Below are 18,824 nucleotides of genomic sequence, written 5' to 3' on the forward strand. Positions count from 1 at the left end.
TTATGATTTGTCCTTTTTTCCTATTGAAATAAGGTTGGTAAACAGCTTAAATGCCCCAGGAACTCCTGCTGGAAGTTCACGGAAAAAGCTTAATCCTGTGTAAATATAATATCCTTTTCCGTAATTTGCGACTAAAAGGCTTCCTTGTTTTTCAGTTTCTCCCAAATCTTTCATGCCCAATATAGGCGTAAATTCGGAAGCCCATTTGTCAGGAAAATACAATCCTCTTTCCTGAACCCAACCCTGAAAATCGGCTTCTGTTATTTTATTAGGATGGTTTAAAACCGAATGCGTTGCGTTCAAAAATGAAACTTTTGCATTTTCGTCGGTTACCCTGTCACTGGAAAGATTGAGTTCGTAAGGAGAAAAATCGGGTACGTTAAATCCGCTAAGTCCGCGTCTACCGGAAGTATTGTATTGTACGACCATAGTTCCTCCATTTTTGACATAATCTAAAAGATAACGTTGTTTAAATTGAAGGTCAGAAATAACATTGTAGGCTCTGATTCCCATGACTATAGCGTCAAACCCATTCAAAGTAGTTTCGGTGATTTCATTTGGTTTTATAATCCTTACATCATAACCAATCTGTTTAAGGCTTTGCGGAATTTCATCTCCAGCTCCTTCAATATAACCAATAACCTGCCCGCTTTTTTTAATGTTTAGTCTGACAACAGAAGCTTCAGATGGCATCAGTACCGATTGTTTCGGGATATGGTCATACTGAATAGTAGTCAGCTTCTGCGTATATTTTTGTCCATCAGTAGTAATTACCGGAGCAATAATGCCTTTGTTTTCATAAGAAGGTGGCGTTACGTTAAATACAACAATCTTTTCATCGTTTTTCATAGCGATGTCAAAATCGATCTTGTCAGGAGAAACAGTCCAGCCTTGAGGAATTCGTAAGCTAATAGCTCCTTTTAAATTGGCTTTACCTGATTTTACTTTTACAGAAATTGGTTTTGTTTTAGAATCAGAAAAGATGGTCACTTCATCAATTACCGTAGCCGTAGCTTCTGGCAATACTTCAAAAGGCTGGTAGATTTCGCCTTTTTCAGGATCGGAGATTTTATAGACAATTTCTTTATAGATATCAAAAGGCTGTCCGGCAATTTTTAGGCTCCATTTTAATTTGAGTTTTTCGGAGTCCGGCCTGCCTATCATGGCCATGTCTTTAACGGTATACATTCCCAATGTTCCTTTTTCATTCAGCCAATACGGAGAAGTGTAAGAGGTAGAAGCAAGGGTGTGCAGTCTTTTTTCAGTTTTGAACGGTTTGTTCTTATTCAGTTTTTTCCCTTGGATTATTCCATTCTCAGGATTATTAAGGAAAGTAACATCAACCAGTTCAATATCTTGTCCACCTTGATTTACAGCTTCAAGTTTTAAAGTAAAATCACTGTCGGGATTGGTGCTTTGTTCTGATGAAACGCCTTCAAAGAATAATCCTGCAGAAGCCAGGATGATGTTTTCTAGTTCTTGTTTTTTGATTGTTCTCCAATGTTCATCTTCCAGTTTGCTAACCAATTGATAGGCCTCTATTAATTTAGGAATATGGACAGATGGATCTTTAAAGTTGAAATGGGCTTCAATATCGTTTAATATTTTTCCAATAGCTTCGCCACCTTTTACTCTTGACCAGGTGGTATTAATACCTTCAAACAGGTTATTTTTATCTTTAGCGAAGTCACCTTTTAGAAATTCAAGATATTCCATTTCGTCACCACGTGTTCCTATAGTGCCAAAACCCTGGCATTTGTGCTGGCTTCGGCTTAGGGCGGCTATTTCGCCATTGCTTTTGCCTTTTATTCCAAAATAAACACCAGCATTGATAGTGGCCATTTTGCTTTTATCAGCCTGTTCAAATTTTTCTTCTGAGCCATAAAACCACCACGAAGTGTTAAAGAATATTCGTTTTGGCTGCCAGGTTTTTAAGGAAGAAAGCTGTTCCGGAAAGCTATTTTTGTTTCCCGCCAGATCAAAAGCTTCCATACTGAGCATGGCAGAGGCGGTATGATGTCCGTGCGTAGTTCCCGGACTTCTGTGATCAAAACGGTTAATGATAATATCAGGCTGGAATTTGCGAATAGCTAAGACTACATCGCTTAGTACCTGATTTTTATTCCAAATAGAAAAAGTTTCGTTAGGTTCTTTTGAAAAGCCAAAATCGTTAGCACGGGAAAATAGTTGCTCTCCACCGTCAATTCTTCTTGCGGCCAATAGTTCTTGTGTTCTTAAAACGCCAAGCAATTCCCGAAGTTCAGAACCAATCAGGTTTTGCCCGCCGTCACCCCGTGTCAATGATAGATAAGCAGTTCTCGCTTTTACTTCATTGGAGAAATAAGAAATCAGTTTGGTGTTTTCATCATCAGGATGTGCGGCTACATATAAAACCGATCCTAAAAAGTTTAGTTTTTGTACCTGTTCGTAGATTTCGCCAGAACTTAATTTTTGCGGCTTCTGTGCACTTAATGTGCAGAATGAAAGGAGAAAAAGAAGGAGAGAGTGGTAAGCAGTTTTTGGTATCATTTTGATTTTATGGAACTAACTTTCAAATATAATAATTAATTTTTCTGATGTGTTTTTCTTGCTAAGACTTTAACAATAAAGGAGAGCTATTTGGCTCTCCTTATTCTATTATTTAGTCATCATCATGATGCCTGTGGTGTTTTTTATGTTTTTTGTAATGTTTGTGGTTGTCATGATGGTGGTGGACTTCTCTTACTACAACCGGACGTGGTCTTGGACCTCGGTAGTATTTTACCTTATGGGTATTGAAAAGGGCATAAGGTCTTGAACCGTGATAATCTGTCAATACTACTTTGTAGCCATTGTACAAATCATAATTTCGGTATCGGTTTGGCAAATATCGGGCTCTGATCCAGTTTCCATTGCTGATATAGATGAAATTTGAGGCTCTAACATCATAATAAGCTTCAATGTCAGGAAGATAATAATAATTAGCTTCAGTATATCCTACCGGTCCCCAGTCCGGACGACCTCCGATACTTACATTAACGGATACTTGTGCTTCCAATGTACCAGCCATTAAAATGGCGAATCCTGCAATTAATACTTTTAGAGTTTTCATAGCGCTGTATTTTTAGGTTCTTTTCTAGTGAACAAAAACCAATAATGATGCCAGCAGGATTTTTTTAAGAAATATTTAACTAATTGTAAGGTACGGTTTGTGGCTTTCCGAACTCAAAATTGGGCATTCCGAAGTCGGTTGTTTTTAAGGAATTGGTTTGCGTATTGCCACTACCATCAATAGGAACGCTAGGATAATAGGAGAAAGAAAACTGAAATGAATTGAACACAAGGAAGTCATTACTAATAAGAACTCCAATCCCGATTTGTGAGTATGCTTTTCCTTTATAAAGGTTGTCATTTTCATTGCTTAATACGCCAACCGTATAGGTTAGAAAAGGATTAAAACGGAATCCTCCCAAATTCCAGGGCGAATAGGATTGGGTTTGCAGCATGAGCAATGCTTTTTTAGTACCTCGCAACTTATAGCTGTTAAAACCGGGTATACCATTTTCTTCATTAAGATTCACTCTGTCTGCAACGGTAGGAAAACGGTTGTTGCCTATTACTAATTTTGGTTTTACGAACTGTCTCAGCTTCCAATCGCCCAAGTCGATAAGGTTCGTAAAATAGTTGGCTTCAACAGAAAAAACTGTCTGCTGTGTGATAGGGCCTCTGAAAAAGGTACCATATTCGACATTGGTGCTAAAATAACCCCATTTGAAATATTGCCCAAATGAGAATCGGCCACCGAGATATAGTCGGTTGATATGATTTTTATTTTGATAGCCTACCGTCAGGGCATAGACTTTTCCAATAGCAACGTCTTCCGTAATGCCATAATTAAACAGGTATTTATCCTGGATAAACTTTCGGGAAGTGATACCAAAACCTGCGAGAAAAAAATTCTCATCAGAGAAAAACTTTAGGCTGTCGTATGCCGGAGTTGGAAACTCGCTGTAATTTTTTCTCAAGAATCGGAAAGAAGTGATGAAATTGGTGGTTCGGTCTTCTTCAGTATTTCCTCGGAATATTTGGGTCGATTTTCCTACCCAGGCATCTTGAGTTCCCACTTTAAAGTTTTGTGCTGCATAACGCCCGGTAACATCGGGCAGCGAGTCTACCGTAAAATCCTGTCCAATATAAACTCCGGCTCCCCATTTGGCATAAGGAGAAAAGAAAGGACGGTCAACCGAAATGCTTTTGGAGTAATTATTATGTTCATCAACACGATAAGAAAACGATGTCCTGATATAAGTATTCATGATATTGGGAATCGTATATCGGGTACTGACGGCACTTCTACCATTGTCGAATCGTTGTCGGTACGTATTGTCTAACTCATGTCCTGTTCCCAGAAAATTTCGTTCCGTAAGTTCAAAAGTGGTTTTCGAAGTCGATCCGGAAGCATTCGGAATCAAACTCCAGGAATCCAATACTCTGATATAAATATCGACAGAATCAGCACTTGTTCCTACGATTTTGGTCGTAAAGTCAACACTACGCACATATCTTTGGCTTCTGATTAAACGTTCTGATTCTCTAACAAGAAGTGAATCCAGCGGTCTGTTTTTTCGAATAAGCAGCAGGTTTTTTATTGTAAGTTGCTTCGATTTGATATGTATTCTATTTCCAAACCGTTCAAATCCGTTACGGGCTTTTTTGGTCGAATCTTTTTCTGAAAAGCCAAATGGGTCTAGTGTTGTAATATTAATATTTCGGATAATTTTCCCTTCGTATTCACTATAGCTTTTCAAGACAACTTTGTCTTTCTGCCTGTTTTTAGGTTTTTTTGAATCTACTGGCTTAAAAATAAGTTTATGTATGAATTTGGTAAAGCCTCTTTTTTTAGAATAACGCTCAATATCACGGTAGCCTTTCAGGGAATCTCTTTTTTTCACAGGTTGGTCCTGCGCTTGCGAAAGTTGGCAGCAGCAGACAGTCAGTAAGAGTAAAAAGAATCTGATTTTCTTCGGCATTGGCAATTTTTACTATTTGAGAGTACCTTGGTTAGAGTGAAGTTACAAAATAGCATCCAGATTATGCTTATCTAAAAGCAAAGTAAGATGCTAATCCATGAATTCCCGTTCCTCCCGTGTCGTATTCACAATAGAAACGCCTTTTTGTAGCAGAAGATTGTTAGGATAGGTTACGAGTTCTCCTTCTTTGGTTCTCAAATACGTATGGAAAGCCTTGATATCGTCAATCTCGCCTTCAAGCGGAAAATCCTTATCATGAATACGGATTGTATCTCCAATCTTGAAAGGAAATGAAAAAAACAATATTATTCCTGCGGTTATATTGCTAAGAATAGACCATTGGGCAAAGAAAGCAACACCAATAATAGTGATGACAGAAGTAAAGGCAAGGTAAACATCATTTGTTCGAACGCCCCAAATCATAAAGACACCAGCTAAAGTCATCGCCATAATCACAAAGCTGATGTATTTGCTAACCAAAATTGCACGGTGTTCATTAATTTCGGCATGCTTGGCGTAACGTTTTATCAGGGCAGTAATAATAAAACGGATAATTGTCACGCAAACTAGCAGTATGATCGTGCTTACGATCTTTGGAGTATTTTCTTCAAAAAAGGACATTCTCTAGCGGTTTTTCCCAAAGGTAGTGAAATATTCATAAACTTTTTGGACGGGAAGCCCCACCACATTGGAGTAGGAGCCTTCAATTTTGCTTATACCGATGATGCCAATCCATTCCTGAATGCCATAAGCTCCGGCCTTATCATAAGGCTTAAAATTGTCCAAATAGTAAGCAATAGCTTCATCTGGTAAATAGGCAAAAGTGACTTTTGTAGTTTCGTTAATGATATCCGTCTTTCCGTTATGTCTGAAACATACGGAAGTATAGACCTCGTGGGTCGAATCAGACAACGATCTTAATATTTGGAAAGCATCCTCATAATCTTTAGGTTTTCCTAAAGCTTTTCCGTTATGCCAGACAATAGTGTCGCTGGTCACCAAAATATCGTTTGGAGCTAATTCTTCCTGAAAAGCATCCGCTTTTAGCTTGGCCAGAAAATCGGTGATTTCAGAAGCCTTGAGATGATCAGGATAAATTTCGTCTACTTCCTTTAAGCGCACCTCAAAATCCAGATGCATGTCTTTAAAGAACTGCTGTCTTCTTGGCGATCCTGATGCCAAAAGAATAGTATAATCTTTTAAATGAGGATTAAGCATATTTGATATTGAGATTGATAACTGCAATTGAAAGGATTCCGAAGAAAATAACAAACTTTAATACATTGCTCAAATGATGGAAATCTTTTTGTTTTTTGGCTGAAAACATCTTTATAGTAAAATAAAGTAGTGGAGCTAATATAAACAGAAAGCCATAGCCCGAAGCATAGAACAAGTTGTTAGTATACAGGTTCTCGTTAATATAATAAATGATAAGTCCTATAGGAATAAAACTCAATCCGAAAACTATTTTGCCTGTTCTGCCAATGCCTAAAGCAATTGGAAGCGTATTCATTCCTTGATTATAATCGCCGTTGACATCTTCCATGTCTTTAACGATTTCTCGGATAAAGTTGATGATAAAGGCAAATACTGCATAGTCAATGAGTATGTTAAAAATAATACCCATGCCAGCCTGGTTTTCAGGAACAACCATAGGCAATAGATCAAAAATCCCGATAACTAAAATGCTCAACGAAAGAAGCAGGGCAATGATAATATTACCAATCAATAATGTTTGCTTTAAACCATTGGCATACACATATAAGGTAGCAGCGATAATGACAAATATCGCCGCAAAGTTGGGTTTGTGGATAGCATTAGCCAAATAGAAACCAACACCAACACCAATAACATTCAGGGCGATATAAATATTATATCCCATAGCTTCAGAAATCTGCTTTCCTATAACAACATTATCAGGCTTATTAATTTTGTCCGTAGCCTGGTCAAAAATGTTGTTTATAAGGTAACCGCCTGCTGCAATACATACGGTTGAAAATACGAGAAGCGCAAACTGCCAGTCATTTAAAGCAAGTGGAATAGACTGTGATTCTAAAAATCCGTATCGGAAAACCAATTGCATTATGGCAAGCATAATCAGGTTCTGGTAGCGTATTAGTTTTAAAAAAGACATAGGTTAGTGTTCAGCAGATTATTAATCGTGTTTTCCATTGAAATACTGCATCCATTTTCCCTGGACACGCATTACCTGTTCGATAACATCACGTACGGCACCACGACCGCCATTTTTATGCGAAACGTAAGAACAGATTTCTTTAATCTCAGGACTTGAGTCCAATGGGCAAGTAGGAAGTCCTACCAATTTCATTACATGATAATCAGGAATGTCATCACCCATATAAAGCACCTGTTCCGGTTTGATATTATATATATCAGTATACTCTTTAAAAGTTTCGACTTTGTCAGGACAAGCCAGATGAATATCGGTAATGCCCAGATTTCTAAGTCGGATTCGGACACCTTCATTACTTCCGCCAGAAATAATGCAAACATGATACCCGCTTTCTACGGCTGCTTTCATGGCAAAACCATCGCGAATATTCATAACACGAAGCATTTCGCCTGTTGGTGTAATATGGACAGAACTATCAGTTAGAACGCCATCGACATCGAAAATAAAAGTCGTGATGTCGTTCATGATTTCTTTATAACTTTTTGACATTAGATTGTTGAATGGAATGTGTTAGTATTTTATAAATTTCTTTTTGTGTATTGTCTGTAAGTAACGCCAAATGGGTCTGTATCGTATTCAGATCGTTTCTTTTTGCAGGTCCGGTTTGGGCTTCTAACGGTGAAAGACGTTGTACCTTGCTTGCCGTTTCAGCAATCAAAGGTTTAAGAATTTCAAATGGCAGCTGATGTTCTGCGCAAATCTCTTTTCCAATCTGATAAAGATGGTTGGTAAAATTGTTTACAAAAACAGCGGCAACATGGAGCGATTTTCTTTGGTCTGAACTGATAAGATAATGTTTGGAGCCTATAGCTTCGGCAACATTCTCTAAAACGATATAATCGTCATCGAATTCACTTTCCAGGCATATTGGAATTGCAGCAAAGTCAATCTCTTTATTTTTAGTGAAAGTTTGTAGTGGGTAAAAAACGCCTCTACGGTTTTTCGGATTTAATTCTTCTAATGGGATGCTTCCCGAAGTATGAACTACCAATCGGTTTTCAAACGGAAGGCTTGATGAAACCTCAGCAATGGCACTGTCAGAAACGGCAATGATATAGATGTCGGCTTCCAAAAACTGGCTTCGGTCAGTAATGATTTTTGAATCTTCCACCAAATGAGAAATACTTTCCTTTTGTCTTGAAAAGACCTGTGACAATTGAATTCCGCTGCTTTTTTTAAAAGCATGGATAAGATGCTGTGCTACATTTCCGGAACCGATTATAGTTGCTGTAATCATGGCGCTAATTTAGGGATTAGTTATGAAATATTGGAAAGGTTTTCTTCCAATAAATTAAGCAGGTTTAACAGACCCTTACAATAAAGAGGGCAATTAAATCATTACATTTATAATAGCCAAGAATAAAAGGATTTATAAAGTTTTAATGAAAGAGAGTATGAAAAAGTTTAAACTGGCAGTTGAAGCCTGCCTGGCCTGTTTTGGCGCCTGTGAGGTCTGTGCGGCCAATTGTATCGAAATGAACGATAAAAATCACCTGAACTGTATCTTGCTTTGTCGTGATTGTGCAGAAATTTGTATACTTTGTGTCAAGTTTTGTTCCAGAAACTCCGGTTTTTCTACAGCCTTGATGAAATTATGCGCCAAAATATGTACGGCTTGTGCTGTAGAATGCGAAAAATTTGCCCATCATGCCCATTGCAGAGAATGTGCGGAGTCTTGTAGGAAATGTGCAGCAGCTTGCAGCTTTAAATGGTAAGCCTAAATATATCAATTTATTTATCATGTGTCAGGATTTTTGACGCACGGTAGAGATATGCATAAAATATTTAGAAAAAATTAACAAGGAATTACGAAAAACGCAGGCCTAGGATTAACGGTTTCATCAAACATTTTTCCTTATTTTTGTGGCACTTTTTAAACTATCGTAATTCCACTCTCATGGATAAAATTTTTTCCTTCCTGTTTTCTACCCGTTTAATGGCTGTTTTATTTATTGTTTTTGCAGTTGCAATGGGAATCGGGACCTTTATTGAAGATGCCTACAATACGGATGTCGCCAGAATCCTAATTTACAACAGCTGGTGGTTTGAAGCAATCATGTTTCTCTTTCTGATTAACTTTTTAGGAAATATCAAGAGATACCAATTACATAAGAAGGAAAAATGGACTACGTTATTACTCCATCTTTCCTTTATTTTTATTTTAATAGGAGCTTTTGTGACCCGTTATATCAGCTATGAGGGTATGATGTCGATTGCTGAAGGCGCTTCTGAAAATCAGATATACTCTGAAAAGACATACCTTAATGTTTTTGTTGACGGCGAATATAAAGGCGAAATGAAACGCCGTGTTGAAGAAAAAGAATTGTTGTTATCTCAGGTTACCAACAATGATTTCTCAATCAAAGGCAAATTTGCGGAAACTCCTTATGAAATAGAGTATAAGGACTTTATCATGAATGCCAAAGAGGTTATCAAGGAAGACCCGAAAGGCACACTATATTTAAAAATGGTAGAATCTGGCGACGGATCACGCCATGAGCATTACCTTAAAGCAGGCGAAGTGCAGAACATCCATAATGTACTTTTTGCTTTCAATAAGCCAACAGACGGTGCAGTCAATGTTACTAAAGAAGGCGATAAATATACTTTCAAAGCTCCGTTTGGCGGTGAGTTTATGCGTATGGCAGACAAACTCCAGGGTTCGGTTGTAAAAGATTCTGTTCAGGATTTGATGTTCCGTTCCCTGTATAATGTTGGTGGGGCACAGTTTGTTTTCCCGGATGCAGCTATTAATGGGAAAGTAGGCTACGAATCGAATAATGATTATAAAGATAAAGCTACTGACGATGCTTTGATTGTTACAATTAAGGCAGGAGGAAAGACGCAGGACGTGACATTAATTGGTTCTAAAGGAAAAATGGGAGAGCCTCAATCCTTTAAGGTTGGAGGTCTTGATTTTACATTATTCTACGGAAGTAAAGTATATACATTGCCTTTCAAAATCAAGCTGAATGATTTTATTGCAGAAAAATATCCTGGAACTTTGAAAAGCTTCTCGGCTTTTAGAAGTAAGATTACCGTTGAAGACGAAAAACCTTTTGATTATGAGATTTTCATGAATAATGTTTTGGATCACGGCGGTTACCGTTTTTTCCAGGCATCTTATGATTATACAGACAATCATTTAAGAGATACTTACGAACCAAATATTACTGTACTTTCTGCAAATCACGATTTCTGGGGAACCTGGATTACCTATATTGGCTATTTCCTTTTATACATAGGGATGATGGCTATCTTATTTGATAAAAATTCAAGATTTGGAATCGTGAAGAAAAAATTAGACAAGATTAAGGCAAGAAAAGCCAAACTAATTACCGTATTGTTATTGTTTGTTAGCGTTGGAAGTTTTGCTCAACATGACCATGACCACAACACGCCTGGACACAATCATGCAAAAGGAAATGCGGCTCCTTTAAAAAGAGTAATGCCAACAGAGCAGCAGGTGGATTCATTATTAAAGATTATTGAAGTAAAGCCGGAACATGCTGCAAAATTCGGAAGAATCGTAATTCAGGACGATGGCGGAAGAATGAAGCCAATCAATACATTCTCTTCAGAATTATTGCGAAAAGTAAGCAAGAGCGACCACTATAAAGGATATAATTCCGATCAGGTATTTTTATCAATGTCACAATATCCGGAAGTATGGTTTAATGTGCCTTTCGTTTATTTGAAAAAAGACAACGACAGCTTGCATAAGATTTTAGGTGTTGACCTGAAAGCAAAACACATTCCGTTTATCAGCTTCTTTGACGAGCAAGGAAACTACAAACTATCGCCTTATTTGGATGAAGCTTATAAAGCAGCTATTCCAAACCAATTCCAAAAAGATTTTATTGAAGTTGATAAGAAAGTAGTACTGTTAAATGCTGCATTGAGCGGAAAAATACTGAGAATTTTCCCTATTCCTTACAACAAAGCTAATAAATGGGTTTCGTATCTGGAACTGAATGAAACAGGCATTAAAGGTGTTGATTCTACTTATACTAAAAATGTACTTCCTGCCTATATGGGATTCCTGAATGAAGCGAGAAAATCAGGAGGTTACAAACAAGCAGATGATATTCTGGAAAGTATTACGCTTTTCCAAAAGAAATACGGTAAAGAGGTGCGTCCGAGCGATGACAAGATCAACTCTGAAATCCTTTATAACAAATACGATATTTTTAAAAAACTGTACTATTTGTACATGACGGCGGGAGTTTTAATGTTGTTGTTTACTATCGTAAAAATATTCAATAACAGAAAAGCGATTCGCATTACCGTAAAAGCTTTACACGCTCTTATTGGTTTCTTTTTTGTACTCCATACAGCCGGATTGATTATGAGATGGTACATTTCTGGACACGCACCGTGGAGTGATGCTTATGAATCGATGATTTATGTAGGTTGGGCTACGATGTTCTTCGGTCTTGCTTTTGGAAGAAAATCAGAACTGACAGTCGCTTCGACAGCTTTTGTCGCTTCGATGATTCTGATGATTGCACACTGGAACTGGATGGATCCTGCTATTGCTAACCTGCAACCGGTATTAAATTCATATTGGTTGATGATTCACGTGGCTGTTATTGTAGCAAGTTACGGACCGTTCACATTAGGGATGATACTCGGACTGGTTTCGCTGTTTCTGATGATTTTTGCAAATGAAAAGAACAGCAAGAAACTGGAATTAAACATCAAAGAAATTACTTATATCACAGAATTATCATTGACTGTTGGTTTGGTTATGCTTACCATAGGAAACTTCCTTGGAGGGCAATGGGCTAACGAAAGCTGGGGACGCTACTGGGGTTGGGATCCAAAAGAAACCTGGGCATTAATCAGTATCATGGTATATGCATTCGTAATCCACGCACGATTGGTTCCGGCATTAAAAGGAACATGGATTTTTAACGTGTTTAGCGTTTTTGCTTTCTATTCCATTATGATGACTTACTTTGGAGTGAACTTCTATTTGACTGGTCTGCATTCTTATGCCAGCGGTGATAAAGTAGTAACGCCTAATTTTGTCTTTGTTTCTATTGGAATAGTAACACTGATCTCAATTTTAGCCTATTTCAAGCAGAAAAAATATCTAAGAAGCTAAACTTAGTTTGCCTTGCTGCAATGGTTTTAAAACAATTTGGAATACTACTGATTGCTTTTTTATTGGTTTCCTGTCACTCTCAAAAGATACAGATTCAAAAAGAGGGCTATACAGAGTCAGGAAAAATTAAGGATAACAAGAAAGTAGGGAAATGGAAATATAGCTATGAAAATGGAAAGCTATATCAAGTAGGAAGATTCAATAATAATTTGGAAACCGGAAGCTGGAAAGTTTTTCATTCCAATGGTTCTTTAAGACAGATCGGGAAATTTAAAAATGGAAAGATTAATGGTCTTTGGAAGTTTTACCATGAAAATGGTACTTTATATGGATTAGGTAGGGCAGAAGATGGAAATTTTAAAGGCGTTTGGCAATGGTTTTTCCCGAACGGACAAATCCACACCATCAGGAATTATGAAAATGGGAAACTGGTTTCAGTAGATTTTGCTAAAAATTTCAAAGGGCAGGATATAGATAAAGGAACGATTGAAAATGGGAAAGGAACTTTAATCATATATGAAACCCAAATCCTAAAAGATTCCATACTTGAAGTTTTAAACTATAAAGACGGACAAATAAAATAATACAAAAAAGACTCTGATACCAGAGTCTTTTTTATTTAATAATCATTTGACTGAGTATCAAAATTACCTATCCGGCTGTTTTATCAAGATATAATCACCTCCGGGAAAGCTTGCTCTTGGAGGCATTGGGTCAGTTTCTTTTTTGTGTTTCATTCTCCACACAACCAATATTTTGATTGCCTGGATGCCGTTTACAGTTATTCTTCTTATGATTAAATCTGCGTTATTATGTGTTAATTCATCTACAAGTCCACCTCTCCATGCTTTTTCATTTGGTAAACACTCATCACATCCTGTATTTCCGGAAGTAATAATACGACTTCCACCAATGCTATAATTCCAAGCATTTGAAAAATTTATAGAAAGTTTATTTAAAGTATTAATCTTTTCAATTCCATTTTCTATATATTGATATTCTCCTATCAAATAGTCATAATAATATCTGTTATTGTTGACTGTTGATTTTATCTTCTTTTGTAGTACAATTTTTAAAGATGTATTACCATTTGTATAGATGTATGTCCCTTCAAAAGGATTTAATAGATTATGGGTATCTTTATAATAGGCACCAGTAATATTGTCTGTGCCTCGGTTCTCAGATATATCTAATATAGGACTTTGTGCTTTACAGCTTAGAGCAATAAGGAATATTGGCAGTATTTTAGAAAGTTGTTTCATGGCATATAATTAAAAAAGATAGCGGAGTTATCGTTCAAGTCGCTTTGTCAGGATATATTCTCCTCCCGGAAAGCTTGCTCTTGGAGGCATGGGGTCAGTTTCTTTTTTGTATTTCATTCTCCACACAACCAATATTTTGATTGCCTGGATGCCGTTTACAGTTATTCTTCTTATGATTAAATCTGCGTTATTATGTGTTAATTCATCTACAAGTCCTCCGGATAGTGCTTTTTCATTTGGAAGGCATTCATCGCAACCTACCTGTCCTGCAGTAATTATAAGATTTGCTCCGACACTATAATTCCAAGCGTCCGTAAAATTTATAGATAGTTTATTTAAAGTATTAATCTTTTCAATTCCATTTTCTATGTACTGATATTCACCTATAATCATGTCCTCATAATATTTAGTGTTAAAAGACTTTTTTTTCTGTAATACTATTTTTAACGAGGTATTGCCATTAGTATAGACGTATGTTCCTTCAAATGGGTTTAACAAGTCGTTCATATCTTTATGATATGCACCTCTGATTCTTTGTACCCTATGTTGTAAATCCATAATGTCAAAGACAGGACTTTGTGCTTTACAGCTTATTGTAATAAGGAATATTGATAGTATTTTAAATATGTTTTTCATAATTTTTTTAATTACAAGATGTTTGTTTTACTTTAAAAGGAGGGTTATGTCCCGTATCTGCTTCAAGTTCAAGTTTGGTCCAGCTTGTCAGTTGTACATTTGCTTTATATAAAGATATGCCTGAATTTGCAAACTGCATCAAAAAACCGAACTCGAGTTCATCAGTATAATAATGATAATCCTCTTTTTGTTTTGCGTGAATTTTTCCAAGTTTTATATCATCATTTGACGCTGAATATTCTTGGTCATTCCATACGGCATCAATTTTAGCTCTTAAAGCCAAAACATCATCTATTTTTATAGCATAAGTATTAATCTTCGTCGGATCTGTCTTGTCACGGCAAACCATAATCGTAAAAATTTCAGCTTTGTTATCTTCAGAAGTTTCTTCGTAGGCTTCTTTTAAGAATTTTAAATCCTGAAAAGAAAATATTCCAAAGCCACTTTTCGGGTGACTGTGCAACCATCCCATCATACGATTACCGGTATTAAGAGTGACTTCTGAACTCGATTCAGATTCCACACGTGTTGGAGTATATACCATATCACCATTAAAATTAATGCCTTTTTTAATTTCTACGCCATATTCCACTTTTTCATTTACCAATTCTTGTAGCCAGAGTATCTGCGGCTTGATGTTGGGTACCAGCTGCTTGTTGTCATGGTCAGGTTCCAAAAGGCTTTTTAATTGCCGGCATGGCGTGTCCGTATTACCAGGTGATGGCAAGGTAACTACAACTTCACCTTTTGTGAGTCCCGGCTTGATGTTACTGCTTCCGCCTCCGCCTTCTATTGGCTCTAACGGCTTGCCAGCACCATCGCCATAACCGCCATCATCTTTTCCGCAGATTCTCTCGCTGTCTGTTTTTAAGCAGATGGAGCAACGATCACAGATACCAGTAGAACATCTGCCTCTGCGGTTGCATTTGATAACCCAAGTAAAGATAGTGGTGCAACCCGTGCCTCTGGCGGCACTGGCATAAATTTCACGGTATCCGGTTTCGTTTGGGTTGCCAAAAGCATCTTTAGAAAAATCAGATTCTATAACCATGTCCAGCCAGCTGCCTTCCTTGTCATAGACTACGAGATAGAACCGACTGTCTTCCTTTTCGCCTTCTTTGGGAGTTATCGGGAAAGAATAAGATGTTTTTCCGTCCACTACAGTTTGGGTAATCTGGTCAGTATCTATGATAAAATCATTGGGAACATAGCCGCTGCTGGATCGTCTTGCTACAAGGCCGTTGTTGTTTTTAGGAAGTACAAAAGTGGTTTTGAAATCGGTGAGTCCGGTGAGGTTCTTGAATGTAGTGAAGGACACTTTTGTTACTTTTCGAATGTCCTGCTGCTCGCATTCGGTAAAAGGGATTTCTTCTGTCTGGCAGCCCACGAACAAGAAGAGTCCGACGACAAAATAGGGCGCACGCTTAAGTTGCTGTTTCATATTAATTGGCTTTTAAATACTTATTTTGGCGTGGGAGATGTTCAAATATAAACAAAAAGGTTTATAAAGTGAAAATGATGAACCTATGAAGTAGATTTCTGATTTTAGATTGCAGACTTAAGATTTTAGATTTTAGATTTTAGATTTTTTGATTTCAGATTTTTGATTTGAGATTTTTGGAAGTAGGGTTGGTTGGATTTCGGTGTCATTTATTTAACAAAAGTTTAAACGAAAACAGTGGCCTAATTTTCTAATTTTATAAAAAATAAAAAGATGAAAAAACTAGCCTTCACCTTTGCTTTGCTAAGCTGCTTGGTGTGCCAGCAGAATCAGGCACAGGAGAAAAATGCAAAAACGGCAACACAAAAAAATAAGACAATGACTAAAGAAACAATCTACCAGTTTAAGGTAAAAGATTTGGAAGGAAACGATTTTGATTTTGCTTCTCTAAAAGGGAAGAAAATTTTAGTCGTAAACACGGCTTCAAAATGTGGACTCACACCGCAATACAAAGACTTGCAGGCAATTTATGACCAATACAAAGGAAAGAACTTTGTAATCGTTGGATTTCCGGCTAATAATTTTGCTTCTCAAGAACCAGGAAGTAATGAAGAAATCGGGGCTTTTTGTGAACGAAATTATGGTGTGACTTTCCCTATGATGGGCAAAATTTCTGTAAAAGGGGATGATATGGATGCCGTTTACAAATTCCTGACTGAGAAATCTAAAAATGGTTTGCAGGATTCAGAAGTAGAATGGAATTTCCAGAAATACCTAATCAACGAAAAAGGAGAATTGGTAAAAGTAATCTCTCCAAAAACATTGCCAACCGATCCTGAAATTGTAAATTGGATTAAAGCATAAGATAGTTTAAAACTTAAATAAGAAAGCTTTCAAAGTCAGCGATTTTGGAAGCTTTTTTTATTTCAGAATCAACTGCATAAGCTGTACATCAAGCCATCTTTCAAATTTATATCCGGCTTCTTGGAGAACACCTGCTTTTTCAAAGCCTAATTTTTCATGAAAGGCAATACTTCCGGCATTATCGGTATCAATCAGCCCGATTATAGTGTGCAGTTTTTGTTTTTTAGCAATCTCGATTAATTCCGATAAGATTTGCCTGCCAATTCCTTTTCCAGAAAAGCCTTCTTTGACATACACTGAATGTTCTACCGTAAATTTATAGCCAATTTTTAGGCGGAAACTGCCATACGTTCCAAATCCCAGTACACTGTCATTTTCATCTACGGCAACAACAATAGGGAAGTCCTGTTCCTGTTTTTCAGTAAACCAATCGATTTGATTGTTCAGGGTTCTGACATCATAATCATAAATGGCCGTGGTGTTTAATATGGCGTCATTTACGACTTCTAAAATAGTTTCTATGTCTTCAATTCGGGCAGCTCGGATATGGATTTCCATTTCTTAATATTTTCATTTCCAAAGATAGAAAAACTTGGCAAGAATGCGCAGAAAGCCTTACTAACTTCGTATCTTTGAGGTCTTGATACTATAAAGAATGATTTACCCAAAAATACCTTTAGCACAAAGCATACTTGAAATTTGCAAGGCTAAAGGACTCACCGATATTGTAATCTCTCCAGGTTCCCGAAATGCCCCGCTAACTATTGGTTTTGCCAACAATTCAGACTTTAAATGCTATAGCATAGCCGATGAAAGGTGTGCTGCTTTTTTTGCCTTGGGAATGGCACAACAGACTAAAAAACCGGTGGCAGTTGTCTGCACATCAGGATCTGCTTTACTCAATTACTATCCGGCTATTGCAGAGGCTTTTTACAGTCAGATTCCTTTAGTTGTGATTTCGGCAGATAGGCCTTTGAGCAAGATTGATATAGGCGATGGACAGACTATCCGACAAGAAAATGTCTATGCCAATCATATCATCTATACCGCAAACCTGACTGAAGAAGCTTCTCAGGAAAACGATCTTAAAATTGCAGATGCAATAACTCTGGCTTTAGCTAAAAAAGGGCCGGTTCATATCAATGCCCCGTTTGAAGAACCTTTGTATGAAACCGTTTCTGAATTGGAAGTAAGCCCGGTTATTTCTGAAACCACCTTTGAAGATGTATCTTCTGATGAAGATTTAGGACCGTTTATTTCGCAATGGAATACTGCAAAAAAGAAATTGGTTTTAGTAGGAGTAAACGATCCGGATTCGATTGATGAAGCAGTGATAAACCATCTGGCGCAAGACCCGTCGGTAGTCGTGATGACCGAAACGACATCAAATCTGCACCATCCCAATTTTATAAACAATATCGACACCATAATCACGCCGTTTACTGATGAAGATTTTAAAGATTTCCAGCCGGAAATCCTACTGACTTTTGGCGGAATGGTCGTGTCAAAAAGAATCAAGGCTTTTTTAAGGAAATATAGGCCTAAAGCGCACTGGCATGTTGATACTTTACGGGCTTATGATACATTTGGAGCGTTAACCAAGCATTTTATCACCCAACCGAATGATTTCCTAAACCGATTTTTGTCTGAAACGATTGTAGTATCTGATTATAATGCGAAAGCACAAGGGCTAAAAGCAATCAGAAAAGAAAAACACGACCTGTATCTTTCTAAAATACCATTCTCAGATTTTACTGTCTTTGATAAGGTAATTCCAAGTTTGCCAAAAAACAGCCAGTTACAAATCAGCAATAGTTCTGCAATCCGTTATGCCCAATTGATCGACATCGACCCAAGCATAGCCGTTTTCTGCAACCGAGGAACAAGTGGTATTGATGGAAGTACCTCAACGGCAGTTGGTGCTGCATTAGCCAGCGGACAAGAAACAATCCTGATTACGGGTGATATCGGTTTCCTTTATGATAGTAATGCCTTATGGAACAACTATATTCCTAAAAACTTCAAAATTATCTTGCTTAATAATGGAGGTGGAGGCATTTTCAGGATTCTTCCGGGACATCAGGAAACACCGGTTTTTAATACCTATTTTGAAACCTCGCATTGCCTGACCGGAGAACATTTGGCAAAAATGTACTTTTTTGATTATTTCTCCGCAAGCAATGAAACGACTTTAGAAAAAGGGCTTAAAGAGTTTTATGACAGCAAAAAGCCTTCAATATTGGAGATTTTTACGCCTACATTAGAAAACGATAAGATATTGCTGCAGTATTTTAAAGAATTGGTTTAA

Annotated in this window: 17 protein-coding genes; 5 read left to right on the forward strand and 12 right to left on the reverse strand. The window is 37.3% G+C overall.

What is annotated here, in order from left to right:
• The 8 genes from FJA49_RS04345 to FJA49_RS04380 form a co-directional block, all read right to left on the reverse strand.
• Positions 1 to 2,529, reverse strand: coding sequence for a PIG-L family deacetylase (locus FJA49_RS04345; RefSeq protein ID WP_139999238.1), 2,529 nt, complete (start codon positions 2,527 to 2,529; stop codon positions 1 to 3).
• Positions 2,530 to 2,641: 112 nt separating this feature from the next.
• The gene (locus FJA49_RS04350) at positions 2,642 to 3,091 is read right to left on the reverse strand and encodes a hypothetical protein (protein WP_139999240.1); all 450 of its coding nucleotides are present in this window, start codon (positions 3,089 to 3,091) and stop codon (positions 2,642 to 2,644) included.
• Between the two features lie 79 nt (positions 3,092 to 3,170).
• The gene (locus tag FJA49_RS04355; protein ID WP_139999242.1) at positions 3,171 to 5,009 is read right to left on the reverse strand and encodes a BamA/TamA family outer membrane protein; all 1,839 of its coding nucleotides are present in this window, start codon (positions 5,007 to 5,009) and stop codon (positions 3,171 to 3,173) included.
• 90 nt (positions 5,010 to 5,099) lie between these two features.
• Positions 5,100 to 5,630: a mechanosensitive ion channel domain-containing protein gene (locus FJA49_RS04360; RefSeq protein WP_139999244.1), complete on the reverse strand. Its 531-nt coding sequence runs from the start codon at positions 5,628 to 5,630 to the stop codon at positions 5,100 to 5,102.
• 3 nt (positions 5,631 to 5,633) lie between these two features.
• Positions 5,634 to 6,227 carry a Maf-like protein gene (locus FJA49_RS04365; RefSeq protein ID WP_139999246.1) on the reverse strand — a complete coding sequence of 198 codons (594 nt, stop codon included), beginning with the start codon at positions 6,225 to 6,227 and terminating at the stop codon, positions 5,634 to 5,636.
• The gene (locus FJA49_RS04370) at positions 6,220 to 7,143 is read right to left on the reverse strand and encodes a geranylgeranylglycerol-phosphate geranylgeranyltransferase (protein WP_139999248.1); all 924 of its coding nucleotides are present in this window, start codon (positions 7,141 to 7,143) and stop codon (positions 6,220 to 6,222) included. Before FJA49_RS04370 ends, FJA49_RS04365 begins: the two co-directional genes overlap by 8 nt.
• Before the next feature lie 21 nt (positions 7,144 to 7,164).
• On the reverse strand, positions 7,165 to 7,692 hold the full coding sequence (locus tag FJA49_RS04375; RefSeq protein ID WP_139999250.1) for a KdsC family phosphatase: 528 nt from the start codon (positions 7,690 to 7,692) through the stop codon (positions 7,165 to 7,167).
• Positions 7,676 to 8,440: a Rossmann-like and DUF2520 domain-containing protein gene (locus tag FJA49_RS04380; protein WP_139999252.1), complete on the reverse strand. Its 765-nt coding sequence runs from the start codon at positions 8,438 to 8,440 to the stop codon at positions 7,676 to 7,678. The genes FJA49_RS04375 and FJA49_RS04380 overlap by 17 nt, the downstream gene beginning before the upstream one ends.
• A 157-nt stretch (positions 8,441 to 8,597) precedes the next feature.
• Between FJA49_RS04380 and FJA49_RS04385 the strand changes: the two genes are divergently transcribed.
• The 3 genes from FJA49_RS04385 (at position 8,598) to FJA49_RS04395 (ending at position 12,897) form a co-directional block, all read left to right on the forward strand.
• Complete coding sequence (locus FJA49_RS04385; protein WP_139999254.1) at positions 8,598 to 8,918, forward strand: four-helix bundle copper-binding protein; 321 nt, start codon at positions 8,598 to 8,600, stop codon at positions 8,916 to 8,918.
• 182 nt (positions 8,919 to 9,100) lie between these two features.
• Positions 9,101 to 12,313, forward strand: coding sequence for a cytochrome c biogenesis protein CcsA (gene ccsA / locus FJA49_RS04390; protein ID WP_139999257.1), 3,213 nt, complete (start codon positions 9,101 to 9,103; stop codon positions 12,311 to 12,313).
• Positions 12,314 to 12,333: 20 nt separating this feature from the next.
• A complete protein-coding gene (locus FJA49_RS04395) occupies positions 12,334 to 12,897 on the forward strand; it encodes a toxin-antitoxin system YwqK family antitoxin (RefSeq protein WP_139999259.1) in 564 nt (187 codons plus the stop codon).
• A 63-nt stretch (positions 12,898 to 12,960) separates the two neighbouring features.
• Here FJA49_RS04395 and FJA49_RS04400 read toward each other — a convergent pair whose 3' ends face one another.
• From FJA49_RS04400 to FJA49_RS04410, 3 genes are read right to left on the reverse strand one after another with little or no spacing between them, the layout of a single operon-like run.
• Entirely contained in the window at positions 12,961 to 13,575 is a 615-nt protein-coding gene (locus FJA49_RS04400) for a DUF6705 family protein (RefSeq protein WP_139999261.1), read from the reverse strand.
• A gap of 27 nt (positions 13,576 to 13,602) precedes the next feature.
• On the reverse strand, positions 13,603 to 14,211 hold the full coding sequence (locus FJA49_RS04405) for a DUF6705 family protein (RefSeq protein ID WP_317131697.1): 609 nt from the start codon (positions 14,209 to 14,211) through the stop codon (positions 13,603 to 13,605).
• A 7-nt stretch (positions 14,212 to 14,218) separates the two neighbouring features.
• Positions 14,219 to 15,652, reverse strand: coding sequence for a hypothetical protein (locus FJA49_RS04410; protein ID WP_139999265.1), 1,434 nt, complete (start codon positions 15,650 to 15,652; stop codon positions 14,219 to 14,221).
• 273 nt (positions 15,653 to 15,925) lie between these two features.
• On the opposite strand from FJA49_RS04410, the gene FJA49_RS04415 reads away from it, so the two are divergent.
• Entirely contained in the window at positions 15,926 to 16,516 is a 591-nt protein-coding gene (locus tag FJA49_RS04415) for a glutathione peroxidase (RefSeq protein ID WP_139999267.1), read from the forward strand.
• A 57-nt stretch (positions 16,517 to 16,573) separates the two neighbouring features.
• Here the strand turns inward: FJA49_RS04415 and FJA49_RS04420 are convergent, their stop codons facing one another.
• Positions 16,574 to 17,074, reverse strand: a complete 501-nt coding sequence (locus FJA49_RS04420) for a GNAT family N-acetyltransferase (protein WP_139999269.1) — start codon at positions 17,072 to 17,074, stop codon at positions 16,574 to 16,576.
• 97 nt (positions 17,075 to 17,171) lie between these two features.
• Here FJA49_RS04420 and menD point away from each other — a divergent pair, with 97 nt between their 5' ends.
• Complete coding sequence (menD, locus tag FJA49_RS04425) at positions 17,172 to 18,824, forward strand: 2-succinyl-5-enolpyruvyl-6-hydroxy-3-cyclohexene-1-carboxylic-acid synthase (RefSeq protein ID WP_139999271.1); 1,653 nt, start codon at positions 17,172 to 17,174, stop codon at positions 18,822 to 18,824.

The organism is Flavobacterium microcysteis, from assembly GCF_006385255.1.
GTDB lineage: Bacteria > Bacteroidota > Bacteroidia > Flavobacteriales > Flavobacteriaceae > Flavobacterium > Flavobacterium microcysteis.